12 protein-coding genes and 1 tRNA gene are annotated in these 16,252 nt (G+C 61.2%); 6 read left to right on the top strand and 7 right to left on the bottom strand.

What is annotated here, in order from left to right:
- Positions 1 to 131 precede the first annotated feature (131 nt).
- From VWY60_RS18950 to msrA, 4 genes are all read left to right on the top strand, one after another.
- Positions 132 to 419 (top strand): HU family DNA-binding protein, encoded by a 288-nt coding sequence (locus VWY60_RS18950; protein WP_014876311.1) that lies wholly within the window; start codon positions 132 to 134, stop codon positions 417 to 419.
- A 197-nt stretch (positions 420 to 616) separates the two neighbouring features.
- Positions 617 to 1,495, top strand: a complete 879-nt coding sequence (locus VWY60_RS18945) for a DMT family transporter (RefSeq protein WP_416534399.1) — start codon at positions 617 to 619, stop codon at positions 1,493 to 1,495.
- A 116-nt stretch (positions 1,496 to 1,611) separates the two neighbouring features.
- Entirely contained in the window at positions 1,612 to 2,061 is a 450-nt protein-coding gene (gene msrB, locus VWY60_RS18940; RefSeq protein ID WP_340547249.1) for a peptide-methionine (R)-S-oxide reductase MsrB, read from the top strand.
- A complete protein-coding gene (gene msrA / locus VWY60_RS18935; protein WP_416534398.1) occupies positions 2,058 to 2,579 on the top strand; it encodes a peptide-methionine (S)-S-oxide reductase MsrA in 522 nt (173 codons plus the stop codon). Before msrB ends, msrA begins: the two co-directional genes overlap by 4 nt.
- Before the next feature lie 87 nt (positions 2,580 to 2,666).
- Here the strand turns inward: msrA and VWY60_RS18930 are convergent, their stop codons facing one another.
- The 6 genes from VWY60_RS18930 to VWY60_RS18905 form a co-directional block, all read right to left on the bottom strand.
- Positions 2,667 to 4,673, bottom strand: coding sequence for a hydantoinase/oxoprolinase N-terminal domain-containing protein (locus VWY60_RS18930; RefSeq protein WP_416541439.1), 2,007 nt, complete (start codon positions 4,671 to 4,673; stop codon positions 2,667 to 2,669).
- A 78-nt stretch (positions 4,674 to 4,751) separates the two neighbouring features.
- Complete coding sequence (queG, locus tag VWY60_RS18925; RefSeq protein ID WP_416541438.1) at positions 4,752 to 5,804, bottom strand: tRNA epoxyqueuosine(34) reductase QueG; 1,053 nt, start codon at positions 5,802 to 5,804, stop codon at positions 4,752 to 4,754.
- A gap of 80 nt (positions 5,805 to 5,884) precedes the next feature.
- Positions 5,885 to 6,550: a glutathione S-transferase family protein gene (locus VWY60_RS18920; RefSeq protein WP_340547030.1), complete on the bottom strand. Its 666-nt coding sequence runs from the start codon at positions 6,548 to 6,550 to the stop codon at positions 5,885 to 5,887.
- 66 nt (positions 6,551 to 6,616) lie between these two features.
- Positions 6,617 to 7,387, bottom strand: coding sequence for a monofunctional biosynthetic peptidoglycan transglycosylase (gene mtgA / locus VWY60_RS18915; protein ID WP_340547031.1), 771 nt, complete (start codon positions 7,385 to 7,387; stop codon positions 6,617 to 6,619).
- 154 nt (positions 7,388 to 7,541) lie between these two features.
- Positions 7,542 to 12,074 carry a glutamate synthase large subunit gene (gene gltB, locus VWY60_RS18910; RefSeq protein WP_416541437.1) on the bottom strand — a complete coding sequence of 1,511 codons (4,533 nt, stop codon included), beginning with the start codon at positions 12,072 to 12,074 and terminating at the stop codon, positions 7,542 to 7,544.
- Positions 12,075 to 12,135: 61 nt separating this feature from the next.
- Positions 12,136 to 13,581, bottom strand: a complete 1,446-nt coding sequence (locus tag VWY60_RS18905) for an NAD(P)-dependent oxidoreductase (RefSeq protein ID WP_416541436.1) — start codon at positions 13,579 to 13,581, stop codon at positions 12,136 to 12,138.
- A gap of 238 nt (positions 13,582 to 13,819) precedes the next feature.
- Here VWY60_RS18905 and VWY60_RS18900 point away from each other — a divergent pair, with 238 nt between their 5' ends.
- Positions 13,820 to 14,626, top strand: coding sequence for an undecaprenyl-diphosphate phosphatase (locus VWY60_RS18900; protein ID WP_416541435.1), 807 nt, complete (start codon positions 13,820 to 13,822; stop codon positions 14,624 to 14,626).
- 87 nt (positions 14,627 to 14,713) lie between these two features.
- Here the strand turns inward: VWY60_RS18900 and VWY60_RS18895 are convergent, their stop codons facing one another.
- The gene (locus VWY60_RS18895; protein WP_416541434.1) at positions 14,714 to 15,703 is read right to left on the bottom strand and encodes a complex I NDUFA9 subunit family protein; all 990 of its coding nucleotides are present in this window, start codon (positions 15,701 to 15,703) and stop codon (positions 14,714 to 14,716) included.
- A 337-nt stretch (positions 15,704 to 16,040) separates the two neighbouring features.
- Between VWY60_RS18895 and VWY60_RS18890 the strand changes: the two genes are divergently transcribed.
- Positions 16,041 to 16,127 (top strand) — tRNA-Leu (locus VWY60_RS18890).
- The last annotated feature ends 125 nt before the right edge of the window (positions 16,128 to 16,252 follow it).

Below are 16,252 nucleotides of genomic sequence, written 5' to 3'. Positions count from 1 at the left end.
CCCGCTAATTCTTCAAAAACCCCTATTTTATGGGGTTTTTGACAACACTACTCGTTGTGTTCGGCCACAACATAACGCTAGAGTTACGCGATGAGGCCCCATAACTCGGGCAGTGACAAGGAGACCTAAGAATGTCCAAACCGATGACCAAGACCCAGCTTGTTGCCGCACTGGCTGAAGAGATGGACAGCGACAAAAAAGCGGCAGGCGCTGCGCTTGACGCCGTTTGCGCGCTGATCACCCGCGAAGTTTCCGGCGGTGGTGCCGTGACTCTGCCCGGCGTTGGCAAGATCTACTGCCGCGAGCGCCCCGAGCGCGAAGTGCGCAACCCGGCCACCGGTGAGAAATTCACCAAAGAGGCCGATAAAGTGGTCAAGATGACCATCGCCAAAGCGCTGAAAGACAGCGTGAACGGCTAAGGGTCAAGGCACGGTTGACCGTGTTTCGGGTCGCCTTTCGGGCGGCCCTTTTTTGTGCCTGAACAGCGCAGCTCCCGAAAAATCAAGATCCCCAACCGGCCAGCCGAATTCGGTTCCCAGCGAATGCTTGCCTTGCTAAACATATCGCGACCACACCCGAACGGGCTGCGGCACCGGACCGGCAGGGGGATATGTCGATGGATCTGCGCGCTTTGGCGATGGGGCTGGCCTTTGCCTTTATGTGGTCGTCTGCCTTTACTTCGGCGCGGATCATTGTCGCCGATGCTTCGCCGCTATACTCGCTTGCTTTCCGCTTTCTTATTTCCGGCCTAATCGGTGTCGCTGTTGCCCGCTACATGGGCCAGAGCTGGCGTCTGACACGCGGCCAGCTGCGCGCCACCATCGTCTTTGGCATCTGCCAGAACGCGCTCTATCTGGGCCTCAACTTCGTCGCCATGGAAACCATCGAAGCCTCGCTGGCCGCGATCATCGCATCGACCATGCCGATGCTGGTCGCCATCGCGCTCTGGCTGGCCTATGGTGAGCGGCTGCCCCGGCTGGGTGTTGCCGGGCTGCTGGCCGGGGTGGTGGGGGTTGCCCTGATCATGGGAACCCGCATCAGCGCGGGTGTCGACCTCTTTGGCGTCACGCTCTGCGGGATCGGTGTTCTGGCCCTGACGCTGGCCACCCTGGCACTGCGGGGGGCAACCTCGGGTGGCAACTTCATGATGGTGGTGGGGTTGCAGATGCTGGTCGGCTCTGCCGTGCTGTTCGCAGTTGCACCGATGGTGGAAACCTTCCGGCTGAACCCCAGCTGGCCGCTGGCGCTGGCCTTTCTCTACACCACCCTGGTGCCGGGGCTGACGGCGACCTTCATCTGGGTTCTGCTGCTGAACAGGATCGGTGCCGTGCGGGCCGCCACCTTCCATTTTCTCAACCCAGTCTTCGGTGTGGCTGTTGCCAGTCTGCTGCTGGGCGAAAAGTTGGGGCTGCTGGACCTGATCGGCGTCGGTATCGTCACCTTTGGCATTCTGGCGGTCCAGCTGGCGCGGCAATCGGCGCAGCAGCGCCCCTGAGGATGACACGTGCCCTGCCTCTTTCGTCACACACAAACGCGAGCGGATGAAATACAGCTTTGCTTTTGCCCCGAAGGACACCATTTACAGCTGAACAGCCAAGATCGGAGGACATGATGCGCAGTTATTCCAAAGACCCGGACGCCATTGCGGCCCTCTCGGAAGAAGAATATTACGTCACCCAGCAATCCGGCACCGAACGCCCCGGCACCGGCAAGCTGCTGGGCAACAAGGAGCCGGGTATCTATGTGGATATCGTCTCCGGTGAGCCATTGTTTGCCTCGTCAGACAAATATGAGTCCGGCTGCGGCTGGCCCAGCTTTACCAAACCCATCGAAACCGCCCATGTTCAGGAGCTGGAAGACCGGAGCCTGGGGATGATCCGCACCGAAGTCCGCTCGACCCATGGAGACAGCCATCTGGGCCATGTGTTCCCGGACGGCCCGGCAGATCGCGGCGGTCTGCGCTATTGCATCAATTCGGCCTCCCTTCGGTTCGTCCATCTGGACGATATGCAGGCAGAAGGCTACGGCGACTATATCGATCAAGTGGAGGATATTAGATGAGCAGCACAACAGAACGCGCCGTCCTGGCCGGTGGGTGTTTCTGGGGCATGCAGGACCTGATCCGCAAGCGCCCCGGTATCATCAGCACCCGGGTTGGATATTCCGGCGGCGATGTGCCCAATGCGACCTATAAGAACCACGGCACCCATGCCGAGGCGATCGAGGTGATTTTTGACCCGAGCCAGACCAGCTATCGCACGCTGCTGGAGTTCTTCTTTCAGATCCATGATCCAACCACGGTCAATCAGCAGGGCAATGATCTGGGCATGAGCTACCGCTCTGCGATCTACTATGTTGACGACCGCCAGAAAGAAATTGCCGAAGACACCATTGCGGATGTCGATGCGTCAGGTCTCTGGCCCGGCAAGGTGATGACCGAGGTCGAACCCGTTGGCGATTTCTGGGAGGCCGAACCGGAGCATCAGGATTACCTGGAACGGCAGCCAAACGGCTACACCTGCCACTTTGCGCGCCCGGATTGGGTTCTGCCCCGCCGGAACGAGACCGCTGCCGAGTAATCGGCTGACCATGCGATATCCGGCATTCTAGATAAAAGGCCCCGCCAATCGGCGGGGCCTTTTGCTGCCTTGCGCATGTTCTGCCGGTCAGCCGTGGGCAATGCGCGGACGACCGCTCGCCTCCACCGTCAGAAAGGCCTCGACAAAAACCTCCCGCGCCTCGACTTCGGCGATGCGGATATCCCTGTCCACCTGGATGGAAATATCCTGCGCGCCTGCGGCCTCTGCGGCGGCACGGGCTTCGGCCCGCAGCTCGGCTTCCAACCGCTCAAGAGCCTCCTGCGAACCGGTGAAATCCTCCGGGCCATTCTCCAGATGGACGCGAAACCGGCCTTCCTCAGGTGCGGTAACCGTGCCGCTGCGCCGCATGGTGATACGGCCCACCACCGCGCCAATGGCATTTGCCACGCCTGCGTGTTCCGGTAGGATCATACGGCAATGAAGCCGGGTCCCGACCGCCGGATAGTAGCTGGGCGCCGAGGCTCCAAGCCCGACGACATCGACATTGAGGCCAGCGCTGAGAGCGACCAGCCCCTGATGTCGGGATAGCCCGCGCTGCATCAGAACATGGCGGGCAAGCTGATCCGGCGAGGTTCCAAAGGCCGGAGCATCTTCGGCAATAGCAGTCTCTAACAGGGTGAGCGACGTCTGTTCCGTCATCTGATCTACGATCATCCGTGCCAATGTCACAGCATCCGGTGCCAGCCGGTCCCCCGACCCCACGCGGCGGCGGGCAAAAAGCGTCAGCGCCTTCTGCGCTGCATCGCCATCCCAGCTGCTAAGCCGTCCAAGGACATGGCTGGCATCGGACGGGGTGACCCCGGCGATCTGCACCAGGCCGCGATCCACCAGCCGCATCAGCGCGCCCTGCTCAATCCGGGTGTGCAGCACGGCGCCCAGCGGATGTGTCTGCGTCCCGATCCGGTCCAGAACCCGGGCCTCCCGGTCGCTCAACCCGACTGGTGTCTGTCCCGGAATCGCGCGAACAAACTGCCCGTCATATTCGCCGACAGTCACTGCGCGCAGCTGACTGTCGAGCGTTGCATGAACCACCTCAGGGGACATATTGGCGATCAGGGAAATCGGCAGCACGCGACGCGGGCCAAGGGTCACACCGCCACTCATACCGGCAGCGATCGGATGCACCTGACTGTCACCGCCCAGGCCGCTGGTGCGCATGGCCACGGCCTCAACCATGGTGCGATAGCCGCCAACCTCGGCGCCGGCCGGATCAATCTTGGGCTTGCCGTTCTCGATCAATGCGACATCGGTGGTGGTGCCGCCGATATCACTGACAAGCGCAGTCTCGACGCCGGTCAGCCAGCGGGCACCGACCAGCGATGCAGCCGGGCCGCTCAGGATGGTTTCAATCGGACGGGCGCGGGCCTGCTGTGACGACATCAAGGCGCCATCACCCCTCACAACCATCATCTGAGCAGTCACGCCGAGCTCGCTCAGGCGGGATTCGGCGCGCCCGATCAACCGGTCGATCATTCCGATGAGCCGCGCGTTCAGCACAGCCGTCAACGCCCGCTTCGGCCCGTTGAGCCGCGCCGACAGCTGGTGCGAACAGGTCACCGGAACGCCGGTTTCTTCTGCGATGATCCGGGCAACTTCCAGCTCGTGCGCTGGATTGCGCGTCGCAAACTGGCCGGCAATGGCAAAACCGCTGACCGATACGGCCTCGCGCTGGAGAAACGCGCGCAGCGTCTCCCGGTCCAAGGGCGCCGCCTCGCTACCGGAATGGCTGTGCCCCCCCTCCAGCACCAGCGCCGGGTCGCCCTTCAACGCCTCGCGCAGGCCGTGACGATCCAGATCCGCCTCGCCGAACCCGATATAGATCAGCGCAACGCGGCCCCCCTGCCCTTCGACCAGCGCATTGGTCGCAAGCGTCGTGGACAAAGCTGCAAGCGCGATCTCTGACGGTGCTACCTGCGCCTGCGCAAGTACGGCAGCGACGGCTTCCCCAACTCCGATGGCCAGATCCTGCCGCGTCGTCAGCGCCTTGGCCTTTGCCAGCACATCGCGATCATCCCGGATCAATACCGCGTCGGTATAGGTTCCGCCCGTGTCCACCCCAAGCAAAAGCGCCATGCCCGTCCTCCGTTCGCCTTAATCTTGATCCTGGTCATCGGTTTAGCGAAGCTGCCGCGACGATCCATCCTGTTTGCGTCACCTCAGTCGCTGAACCGCCCAGCGGGCCGCATCCGCCACAGTCGGGTCAGAATCCGCGACCAGAGCCTCGGCCACGGGCCGCAGGGCCGACAGGCCGGAGTTACCGACGGCATAAAGCACATTGCGCACAAAGCGATCTCGCCCGATCCGCTTGATGGGGGATCCGGAAAACAACGCCCGGAACCCGGCATCGTCCAGCCGAGCCAGCTCCGCCAGCTGCGGAGCCTCGAACTCGGGTCGCGCCGCATAGCGCATATCGCTGGCGGCGACTGCAAATTTGTTCCAGGGGCAGGCCGCCAGGCAATCATCACAGCCGTAGATCCGGTTGCCCAGCTTGGCGCGCAGCTCCTCATCGACCGGGCCCTTGTGCTCGATGGTGAGGTAAGAAATGCAACGCCGCGCATCCAGCTGATACGGGGCGGGGAACGCATCTGTCGGGCAGGCCGCCAGACAGGACCGGCACGATCCGCAATGGTCGCGCTCTGCCGGGTCGGCAGGCAGGTCCAATGTTGTGAAAACAGAGCCTATGAAGGCCCAGTTGCCCCAGTCCCGGCTGACCAGATTGGTGTGTTTGCCCTGCCACCCAAGGCCCGCCGCCTGGCCCAGCGGCTTCTCCGGAACCGGCGCGGTGTCGACAAATACCTTGACCTCGGCAGGCTCATCCGCCCGCGCGGCTTCCGCGATCAGCCAGCGTGCCAGCCGTTTCAAACGCTTCTTCACAAGATCATGATAATCCTTGTTGCGCGCATAGACGGAAATCGCGCCGCGCTCTGCCTGCCCCACAACAGCCATCGGATCCACCTCTGGCGTGTAGCTTTCAGCAAGCATGATCACAGAGCGCGCCTCAGGCCAGAGCTGGGCTGGATCGCCGCGCCAGTGGCTGCGTTCCTCCATCCAGCCCATCTGACCGTGATATCCCGCTTCAAGAAACGCCTGAAGCCGAGCGGGCACCTGCGGCACATCCCAGGGACGACAGATCCGACAGGCCACAAACCCCTCGGCAAGGGCCTGTTTCACCAACCTGTCCTTGATGCCGTGTGTCGCTATCATCTGGCTAGAAATATCCTCGGGGATGAATTGAGTCCAAGGGACTCAAGAGGGGGCAGACAGCCCCCTTCTGCCCGTGTCTATCAGAAATCCAGATCGGCGTAATGGGCCGGTGGGCTGAAACCGGGGATCTGATCGGCAAGGATCGACCGGAACGCCGGGCGTGACTTGATCTTTGCGTACCAGTCCTTCACCACGGCGGACCGGTTCCAATCAACATCGGAGATATAGTCCAACGACGACAGATGCGCGGCGGCGGCGAAATCTGCGAGGGTCATTTGATCGCCAGCCAGCCAGCGGCGATGGTCCAGCAGCCAGGCCAGATAGTCGAGGTGATATTTGATCGCACGCGCACCCGCCTTGACGTTGCCACTGTCGGGGTAGCCCTGCCCGGTCACCTTCTTGTTCACCCGCTCATAGAGCAGCTTTGAGGTGACCTCATGGTGAAATTTATCATCGAACCAGCTGACCAGACGGCGCACCTCGTAGCGACCATCGGGATCGCTGGGCATCAACGAGGGTTCCGGGCGGGTTTCCTCAAGGTATTCGCAGATCGCGGCACTTTCGGCCATCAGCTTGCCATCCAGGCGGATCACCGGAACCTTCGCCGCCGGATTGCGGCGCAGGAAATCGGCCTCCTGCTCCCAGTAGCGTTCCTCGACCAGCTCGACCTCGATCCGCTTTTCGGCCAGGGACAGGCGCACTTTACGGCAGAAGGGGGAGAGGGGCACATGATAGAGGCGGGCCATGGGACAGCGGATCTCCTGTTGCGGGTGGCTGGGATCAGACAGCAATGCCCAAAAGCGCCAGAAGTTTCAATCCTCGAAACAGGCCGCCCTGCCATCTGCGCGAATGGTGGCCGCCCCATCCATGATCTGCGCCGCCCGCTTGCGCATGAACGCAGTGGGTTTTGCTGCCGAACGCTCTTTGGGATTGGGCAGAACGGTGGCCAGAAGGGCAGCCTGCCTGCGGCTCAGCTCATCCGGACCGACACCGAAATAATGCCGCGCGGCCGCCTCGGCGCCAAACACACCTTCGCCCATTTCAGCGACATTCAGGTAGACTTCCAGAATGCGCCGTTTGCTCCAGACCGCCTCAACCATCGGCGTCATCAGTGTTTCCAGCGCCTTGCGGAACCAGCTGCGCCCCTGCCACAGAAAGACATTCTTCACCACCTGCTGAGAGATGGTCGACCCTCCACGCTGGCCGCCTTCGGCGATTGCCGCGCGGATGGCCTCCGCATCAAGGCCCCAATGCTGGCAGAACCGGGCATCTTCGGCGGCGACAACCGAACGCCCCAAGGCCGGAGCGATATGTTCGATGGGAACCCATTCGCGGTCAATATCACCAAGACGGCGATATTCAGACCAGATGGTATGGGTGATCGGCGGGTTGATCACGGAAAACAGCAGGATCGGCAGCAGGGTCAGCGCAACAAAGACCAGCGCAGCCCGTCCCAGCCAGCGACGCAGGAGACGACGCGGTGACAGCTTTGCGCGGGGTTTACCCTTGGCTGCTGCCTTGCTGCGGGCTTTGCCCTTGGGGGGAGCCTTGGATGCCCCGGTTGATTTTCCTGCCTTCGCCATAGGGTCTCTATACGGCACAGAACGGGCCCGCTCCAACCGCGAAATCCCTTGGCCCGCAAGAGATTGCCCAGAGCAAGCGCCCGGAGGTGAAAAGGCCCCGACCGCAGCAGCGACCGGAGCCCATCCAAGGCACATGCAGAGGAAGTGGCGGGGCCTATTCCGCCGGAACGGCTGCTGCCTCGATCGCCAAAGGCTGGGGCAGTTTGTTCAGCATTTCCTTCGGGCAGATTTGCAGGAAATTGCCCTTCTCATTTTCCCAATGCTGCAGGATCTCAGCGGCCTTGCGGCTGCCGGTTTCCTCCAGATGGCGCTCGATCAGACCTTTCAGCTGATCTTCCCAATGCGCCACGGTCACCGGACAGGTCACCAGTGACTCCATGTTCATCAGGGTTTCTGCCTTGCCTTCGGGATCGTAGATGTAGGCCATACCACCGGTCATACCCGCGCCGAAGTTGGCGCCGATCTTGCCCAGGATCACCGCGATCCCGCCGGTCATGTATTCACAGCCACAGGCACCGCAGCCCTCGACAACCACGCTCGCCCCTGAGTTACGAACCGCGAACCGCTCGCCGGCACGCCCGGCTGCGAAGAGATAGCCAGCCGTCGCACCATAGAGAACGGTATTGCCGACGATGGTGTTTTCGCTGGCGTTCAGCGGCGATGCCATCGGCGGGCGCACCACGATGGTTCCACCGGAGAGACCCTTGCCCACATAGTCATTGGCATCCCCGGAGACCTCAAGCTTCAGACCGGGGGCCGCAAAGGCACCGAGCGACTGCCCGGCGGAGCCTTGCAGCTTCACCGTCAGGTGGTCTGACTGCAGCGTGTTGCGCATACCGAAGTTGCGGACGATATGGCTGGAGGTGCGGGTGCCCACGGTCCGGTGGGTGTTCTGCACCGCATAGGACAGCTGCATCTTCTCACCGTCCTGCAGGAAGCGGGCGGCATCGCGTACGATCTCCGCATCCAGCGTATCCGGCACCGGGTTGCGCTCCTTATCGCGGTTGTAGACGATATTGGCAGAGCCATCGACCGTGATCAGAAGCGGGTTCAGGTCGAGGTCGTCCAGATGGGCAGAGCCACGCGACACCTGCGCTAGAAGATCGGCCCGGCCAATGACATCCTCCAGCGACCGCGCGCCAATGGAAGCCAGAATTTCCCGTACTTCCTGCGCATAGAAGGTGATGAGGTTTACCACCTTGTCGGCATTGCCGGTGAACTTGCCGCGCAGGGCCTCATCCTGAGTACACACGCCCACCGGGCAGGTGTTGGACTGGCACTGGCGCACCATGATGCAGCCCATGGCGATCAGCGCAGCGGTGCCGATACCATATTCCTCGGCGCCCAGCATGGCCGCCATGACGATGTCGCGGCCGGTGCGCAGACCGCCATCGGTGCGCAGCGTCACCCGGTCACGCAGGTTGTTCATGCTCAGCACCTGATGCGCCTCGGTCAGGCCCATCTCCCACGGGAGGCCAGCATATTTGATCGAGGTCGCAGGCGAGGCCCCGGTGCCACCGTTATGGCCGGAGATCAGGATGATGTCTGCCTTTGCCTTGGCCACGCCGGCCGCGATGGTGCCAACGCCCGAGGACGCGACCAGTTTCACCGTCACCTTGCAGCGCGGGTTGATCTGCTTCAGGTCGTAGATCAGCTGCGCCAGATCCTCGATCGAGTAGATATCGTGGTGCGGCGGCGGCGAAATCAGGGTCACACCTTTGGTCGAGTGGCGCAGGCGGGCAATCAGGTCGGTGACCTTCATCCCCGGCAGCTGGCCGCCCTCGCCGGGCTTGGCGCCCTGGGCCACCTTGATTTCCAGCTCTTCGCACTGGTTCAGATATTCAGCGGTCACACCAAAGCGGCCCGACGCCACCTGCTTGATCTTTGCCGACGGGTTGTCGCCGTTCGGCTCCGGCACGAAATGTGCGGGATCTTCGCCGCCCTCGCCGGAGTCGGACTTGGCACCGATGCGGTTCATTGCGACGTTCAGAGTCTTATGCGCCTCAGGCGACAGCGCGCCCAAGCTCATCCCCGGCGTGACAAAGCGCTTGCGGATCGAGGTGATGCTCTCGACCTCTTCAATCGGCACCGGCTTGCCCAGAGGCTTGATGTCCAGCAGATCGCGCAGGTGAATCGGCGGGTTCGACTGCATCTTTGCCGAATATTGCTTCCACAGCTCAAACGAGGCCCGGTTGCAGGCCATCTGCATCATATGCATCGAGGTCGCTTCCCAGGCGTGGGTTTCGCCGGATTTGCGCGCCTTGTAGAAGCCACCGATGGGCAGGACATCCTGACCGCCCGACCATGCCTTGGCGTGGATTTCTTCCAGCTTGGTCTGAATGCCGGTGACACCGATACCAGAAATCCGGGAAACCATACCGGGGAAATATTCCGCACACATCGCACGGCTGAGGCCCACCGCCTCGAAGTTGAGACCACCACGATAGGAGGAGATCACCGAGATGCCCATTTTCGCCATGATCTTCAAAAGACCCTGGTCGATGGCTTCACGGTAACGGGCGACATTCTCGGTCAGACTGCCATCCAGCAGGCCCCGCTCAATACGGTCAGCCAGCGAATCCTCGGCCAGATAGGCGTTTACAACGGTGGCACCACAGCCGATCAGCACCGCAAAGTAATGCGGGTCGATACATTCGGCCGAGCGCACATTCAGCGAACAAAAGGTCCGCAGGCCCTTGCGGGTCAGATGCGAATGCACGGCGGAGGTCGCCAGGATCATCGGCATCGCCACGCGGCCCTCGCCCGAATGCTGATCGGTCAGGACAATGTGACCGGCTCCGGAGCTGACAGCCTCCTCCGCTTCGGCGCGGACACGGGCCAGCGCCGCATTGAGAGACCCCTGGCCGGGGGCAAAGCTACAGTCGATTTCAGCCAGCGGCGCGTTCAGGTTCTTGACCAGCTCGTCCCATTGGGAATTGCCGATAAAGGGGCTTTCCAGCACGATGATCTCGGTCTGGGAGCTGTCTTCATCCAGCACGTTCTTGAGGTTACCAAACCGGGTCTTCAACGACATCACACGGTATTCGCGCAGGCTATCGATCGGCGGGTTGGTCACCTGAGAGAAGTTCTGGCGGAAGAAATGGCTCAGCGGGCGGTACATTTTCGACAGCACTGCCGACGGCGTATCATCCCCCATTGAGGCCAGAGTTTCCTTGCCGTCCTCGGCCATCGGCGCAAGAATCTGTTCCAGTTCCTCAATGGTATAGCCAGCGGCAATCTGGCGGCGGCGCAGTGCGTCCCCGCTGAACAACGGCTTTTCGGTAACGGTGGCCAGGGTGCTGTCCAGATCGTTGATCTTCTTCACCCAATCGCCAAACGGCAGCGCGGAGGCCAGTTTGTTCTTGATCGCGGTGTCGTGGAACAGCTTGCCCTTCTTCATGTCGACAGCCAGCATCTGACCCGGACCAAGCGCACCCTTTTCAACCACGGTGGCCTCGTCAATCGGAACCATGCCCGCCTCGGAGCCTGCGATCACCAGACCATCGCCGGTGACCACGTAGCGCATCGGGCGCAGGCCGTTGCGGTCCAGACCGGCGCAAACCCAGCGGCCATCGGTCATCGCCAGCGCGGCCGGGCCATCCCAAGGCTCCATCACGGAGTTGCAATAGGAATACATATCGCGCCAGGCCTGCGGCAGCTCCACCGCCTGCTTGGACCAGCTTTCGGGAACCAGCATGGTCTTTGCCATCGGCGCCGAACGACCGGCGCGGACCAGAACTTCAAACACCGAGTCCAGTGCCGCGGAGTCGGAGGACCCGCTGGCGACGATGGGTTTGATATCCTCGGCATAGTCACCAAAGGTCGAAGAGGCCATACGGATCTCGTGGCTCTTCATCCAGTTCATGTTGCCTTTCAGCGTGTTGATCTCGCCGTTATGGGCGAGCATGCGGAAGGGCTGGGCCAGCCACCACTGCGGGAACGTGTTGGTGGAATAGCGCTGATGATAGATTGCAAAGGCGCTTTCAAACCGTTCGTCCATCAGGTCGGGGTAGAACACGGCAACCTGCTCGGCCAGCATCATGCCCTTGTAGATGATCGAGCGGCAGGACAGCGACGCGATATAGAGCTGGCCGACCTGCGCAGCGGCAGCGGCTTTTTCGATGCGGCGGCGAATAACATAGAGCTCGCGCTCGAATGTTTCCTCGTCCACACCCTTTGAGTTGGAGATCAGGATCTGCTCAATCTCAGGGCGGGTGGCGTTGGCCTTCTCGCCGAGGCAGGTGACATCCACCGGCACATGGCGCCAGCCGTAGATGTAGTAGCCCATCCGCAGAACTTCGCTTTCCACGATGGTCCGGCAGCGTTCCTGAGCGCCAAAGTCCGTGCGTGGCAGGAAGACCTGGCCTACCGCCATCAGCTGATCTTCGCGCGGCTCGTGGCCGGTGCGGCGCACCTGATCATAGAAGAACGGTGCCGGAATCTGAACGTGGATACCGGCGCCATCGCCGGTCATTCCGTCCGCATCAACCGCACCTCGGTGCCAGATCGCTTTCAGCGCGTTGATGCCGGCCTCAACCACCTTGCGGCTGCGCTTGCCGTTGACCGAGACAACAAGGCCAACACCGCAGGAGGAATGCTCTTCCTCCTCGGCATAAAGACCGTTCTCGGCCATCCATTGACGCTTTGCCTCTTCGGCGCGAACCCATTCTGCATCATATTTTGTCATGTCATGCTCCCGTTCCGGTGGGCGGCCCCCTAAGGGCGGCACCTGCCCGGTAGAAATCTGTTTACTCGGCGGCCAGGCTGCTGGCGGCGGTGTTGAAACGGTCGAGGATCGCCTCAGCGCAATCGCGCCCGTCCTTGATGGCCCAGACCACCAGAGACGCGCCGCGCACGATGTCACCAACGGCGTAGACGCCATCGAGATCGGTCGCGCCGGTCTGGAATGCAGCCTTTACGGTGCCCCAGCGGGTGACCGGCAGTTCCGGCTGATCCCAGAGCGTCGGCAGATCTTCCGGCTCAAAGCCAAGCGCCTTGATCACCAGCTCGGCAGGCTCGATGTAATCGGCGCCCTCGATGACCTCGGGAGCCTGGCGGCCCGAGGCGTCAGGCTGGCCGAGACGCATCTTCTGTACCATCACGCCAGCGACCTTGCCGCCCTCATCGGTGAAACCCTTGGGCGCGGACAGCCATTCAAAGACCACGCCTTCTTCCTCGGCGTTCTTGGTTTCGCGCTGCGAACCGGGCATATTGGCACGGTCACGGCGGTAGAGACATTTGACCGATGTTGCACCCTGACGGATCGAGGTCCGCACGCAGTCCATAGCCGTATCGCCCCCGCCGATGACAACGACACGCTTGCCTTTGGCGTTCAGGGTGCCGTTGTCGAATTCCTCGATGCTGTCGCCGAAATTCGACGCTTTGTTGGACACGGTCAGGAAGTCGATCGCCTTTACGATGCCACCAGAACCTGACCCCGGCATTTCCAGATCACGGGATTTGTAAACGCCGGTGGCGATAATCACCGCATCATGTTTGGCGCGGATGTCGTCAAAGGAGATGTCCTGACCCACGTTGCAATTCATCACGAATTCAACACCGCCATCCGCCAGCAGCTGGTTGCGGCGCATCACGACGTCCTTTTCCAGCTTGAAACCCGGAATACCATAGGTCAGCAGGCCACCGGCACGATCATAGCGGTCGTAGATGGTGACCTTCACGCCTGCGCGACGCAGCATGTCGGCTGCGGCCAGGCCGCCCGGACCCGCCCCGATGATCCCCACGGACTCGCCGCGTTCCTGCGCCGGGGCGATGGGCTGCACCCAACCTTTGTCCCAGGCGGTATCGGTAATGTATTTCTCGACGGCACCGATGGTGACAGTACCGTGGCCGGACTGCTCAATGACGCAATTCCCTTCGCAGAGGCGATCCTGCGGACAGATACGACCACAGATTTCGGGGAAGGTATTGGTCGCCTGGCTGATCTCATAGGCCTCGTGCAAGCGGCCCGTGGCAGTCAGGCGGAGCCAATCGGGAATGTTGTTGTGCAGGGGGCAATGCGACTGGCAATAAGGTACACCGCATTGACTGCAACGGCTGGCCTGTTCCTCGGCCTTGGCGGCCGCGAATTCTGCGTAGATTTCGTCGAAATCTTCCCGGCGATCTTCTGCGGCCCGTTTGCTGGGCATGTCGCGGTCGATCTGCACGAATTTGAGCATCGGTTGCTTGGCCACGGGGCGGACTCCATGTTGGGCTGGCTGCGATAAATGATCCATCGGAGCGGAGCGAATTAAAAGTCAACTTTGCTGACCTAATATGTCAGAAGTTATGTCCTGATACCTTCTCCAGCAGAAATGTACAGACATTTTAGGTCCGATACGGACCATTAACGCAATCCCGCCAATGAAATCAACGGATTTACACCCAGACCGTTCTTTGCCATCCCTGCGGAACCCCAATCGGACCTATATCATGCCGCTTTTTCAGCTGATCCTTATCGCCCTGATTCAGGGCATCACGGAATTCCTGCCCGTCTCTTCATCCGGGCACCTGATCCTTTTGCCAGGGCTGACCGGGCTCGACGATCAGGGGCAGGTTATCGACGTCGCCGTTCACGTCGGAACACTGGTCGCCGTGGTCCTGTTCTTCTGGAAAGAGGTGCGGGTGGGGCTGATCGGTCTGCCGCGCGCCCTCATAGGACGCCTCGATACACCCGGGGCACGGCTGGCGATGGGGCTGATCATCGCGACCATCCCTACAATCCTGCTTGGCGCCTTTCTGCATTTCAGCGGATGGAGTGACGCACTCAGGTCGATGAAAGTCATCGGCTGGACGATGCTTGGTTTTGGCTTGGTACTCTATGTGGCAGATCGGTTTGGCCCAACCGACAAGGAAAGCGCGAACTGGGGGCCACGAGATGCGCTGATCATGGGGCTGTGGCAAATGCTGGCGCTAATCCCCGGCACTTCCCGTTCGGGCATCACTATTACGGGCGCCCGCCAGCTGGGCTACGCCCGGATCGACGCAGCACGGCTGTCAATGCTAATGTCGATCCCAACAATCGTGGCCTCTGGTGTTTTGCTGGGTGCCGAAGTCGCCGTCGAGGCAAATCCGGCACTCATTCGCGATGCAGCTATCGCTGCGGCGCTCTCAATGCTGGCCGCCCTTGCTGCCCTGTCGCTGATGATGCGCATGCTGCGCTCGGTCAGCTTCACACCCTATGTGATCTATCGCGTCGTTCTGGGCGCGATTCTCCTGATGATCGCCTATCAGGCCTGATCGACCGGATCCGGCCATCAGAACCAAAAAAGCGCGGGTCAAACCCGCGCCTTTCAAATCTTAGCCGACCTTGACATCTAAGCGAATTCAGAGGTCGTTGCGCAAGTTGCGGGCTGAATCCATCAACTCACTGTACTGACCAGCCGGGCGGAACTTCCACAGGTAGTCCGGCAGCACAGACGCCAATGAAACCGGGTGGATGCCCAGCGCCTCGAACCCGTTTGCACCCTCGGCAACCACATTGTCGTTCTCGAGGTTCTTCAGCTGGTCACGGGTCAGCATCTTGTTCTCGAACAGCTGAAAGCTGACGAACTGCAGAATATCGAAGCCAAGCGCGACCAGCTTCGCAATCGGGCCCGGCAGCGACAGCACAAGGCGCCGACGGTCAATCACATCGAGCATCTGCTGCATCAGTGCGCCGAAGCTCTTCACCTCGGGGCCGCCAAGCTCATACACGCCAGGCTTTGCCCTCCCGACAACCGCGGCTACGGCAGCCTTGGCAACATCGTCGACGTACACCGGCTGGAATTCTGTGTCGGCATGGGCAATCGGCAGCACCGGCGACAGGCGTGCCATCGCGGCAAAACGGTTGAAGAACTGATCCTCAGCCCCGAAGATGATCGACGGCCGCAAAATCACGGCCTCGGGCATATGCTCCAGAACAGCCCGCTCCCCGGCCGCTTTGGACTGGGCATAATCGCTGTCGCTGTCTTCATCCGCACCGATGGCCGAGACATGCACCATGGCTCCGACGCCCTGTGCAGCAGCGATCCGCGCGATTCGACCAGCGCCATCGGCCTGAACCGCATCAAAGGTGTTCTTGCCCAGTTCGTTCAGGATGCCAACGCAGTTCACCACTGCATCTGCCCCCTGCATCACCGCCGCAACAGACGCATCGTCGCGAATATTGCACAACACAGGCTCAACCTGCCCCGGGACACCGTAGGGTTTGACATACATGGCTTCGTTCGGCCGACGCACGGCCACCCGCACACGCCAACCTTCCTTGGCCATGCGGCGCGCAATGTAACGGCCGACAAAACCGGACCCGCCATAGATCGTGACCAGTTTGGACATCTTTTGGCTCCTACCTTAGCTGCTGCTTCGATTTACCGCCCCGCGCCCTTTGGAACAAGGCGCAAATCGACCAAAGTCGAGGCAATAGGTGCAACGCTGCAAGATATCGTTGCTTAACGCCCGATTTGATCTCCCTTGCTATGATGCTTTGGCGACGCCAGCGGATCGTATCGGTGATTTCCAAATCAGATCGGAGAGCGCAGATCATGACGACACAGAAGCTCTGCACAGGTAGCTGTATTCTGTGAATACCATCGTCAGAACAGAACATATCGCAGCAGTGAATTTTCCGTTTGACGGCCCCGTCGCTTCTGCTTATACGCCCCTCACGACACCTGCCCAGGTGGCGGAATTGGTAGACGCGCTAGCTTCAGGTGCTAGTGTCCGTATGGACGTGGAGGTTCGAGTCCTCTCCTGGGCACCATATCCCCGACAGTGAATAAAATAAGGCCCCCATAGGGAGCCACACTCCAGGCGCGATATGTCGATTGTCGGCTGCCGACCGGTTTCATACACCACGCGCCAGACCCGAAAAACCGCCAGCCGTAA

Source organism: Phaeobacter sp. JH20_26 (assembly GCF_048056275.1).
Lineage (GTDB): Bacteria > Pseudomonadota > Alphaproteobacteria > Rhodobacterales > Rhodobacteraceae > Phaeobacter > Phaeobacter bryozoorum.
Note: the sequence above shows the minus strand (reverse complement) of the source record. Positions and strands in the feature narration are given on the sequence as shown.

Bases quoted from the DNA above. Each gene is read 5' to 3' on its own strand.
- VWY60_RS18950 (WP_014876311.1), top strand. From the start codon at position 132: ATGTCCAAACCGATGACCAAGACCCAGCTTGTTGCCGCACTGGCTGAA.
- VWY60_RS18945 (WP_416534399.1), top strand. From the start codon at position 617: ATGGATCTGCGCGCTTTGGCGATGGGGCTGGCCTTTGCCTTTATGTGG.
- msrB (WP_340547249.1), top strand. From the start codon at position 1,612: ATGCGCAGTTATTCCAAAGACCCGGACGCCATTGCGGCCCTCTCGGAA.
- msrA (WP_416534398.1), top strand. From the start codon at position 2,058: ATGAGCAGCACAACAGAACGCGCCGTCCTGGCCGGTGGGTGTTTCTGG.
- VWY60_RS18930 (WP_416541439.1), bottom strand. From the start codon at position 4,673: ATGGCGCTTTTGCTTGGGGTGGACACGGGCGGAACCTATACCGACGCG.
- queG (WP_416541438.1), bottom strand. From the start codon at position 5,804: ATGATAGCGACACACGGCATCAAGGACAGGTTGGTGAAACAGGCCCTT.
- VWY60_RS18920 (WP_340547030.1), bottom strand. From the start codon at position 6,550: ATGGCCCGCCTCTATCATGTGCCCCTCTCCCCCTTCTGCCGTAAAGTG.
- mtgA (WP_340547031.1), bottom strand. From the start codon at position 7,387: ATGGCGAAGGCAGGAAAATCAACCGGGGCATCCAAGGCTCCCCCCAAG.
- gltB (WP_416541437.1), bottom strand. From the start codon at position 12,074: ATGACAAAATATGATGCAGAATGGGTTCGCGCCGAAGAGGCAAAGCGT.
- VWY60_RS18900 (WP_416541435.1), top strand. From the start codon at position 13,820: ATGCCGCTTTTTCAGCTGATCCTTATCGCCCTGATTCAGGGCATCACG.
- VWY60_RS18895 (WP_416541434.1), bottom strand. From the start codon at position 15,703: ATGTCCAAACTGGTCACGATCTATGGCGGGTCCGGTTTTGTCGGCCGT.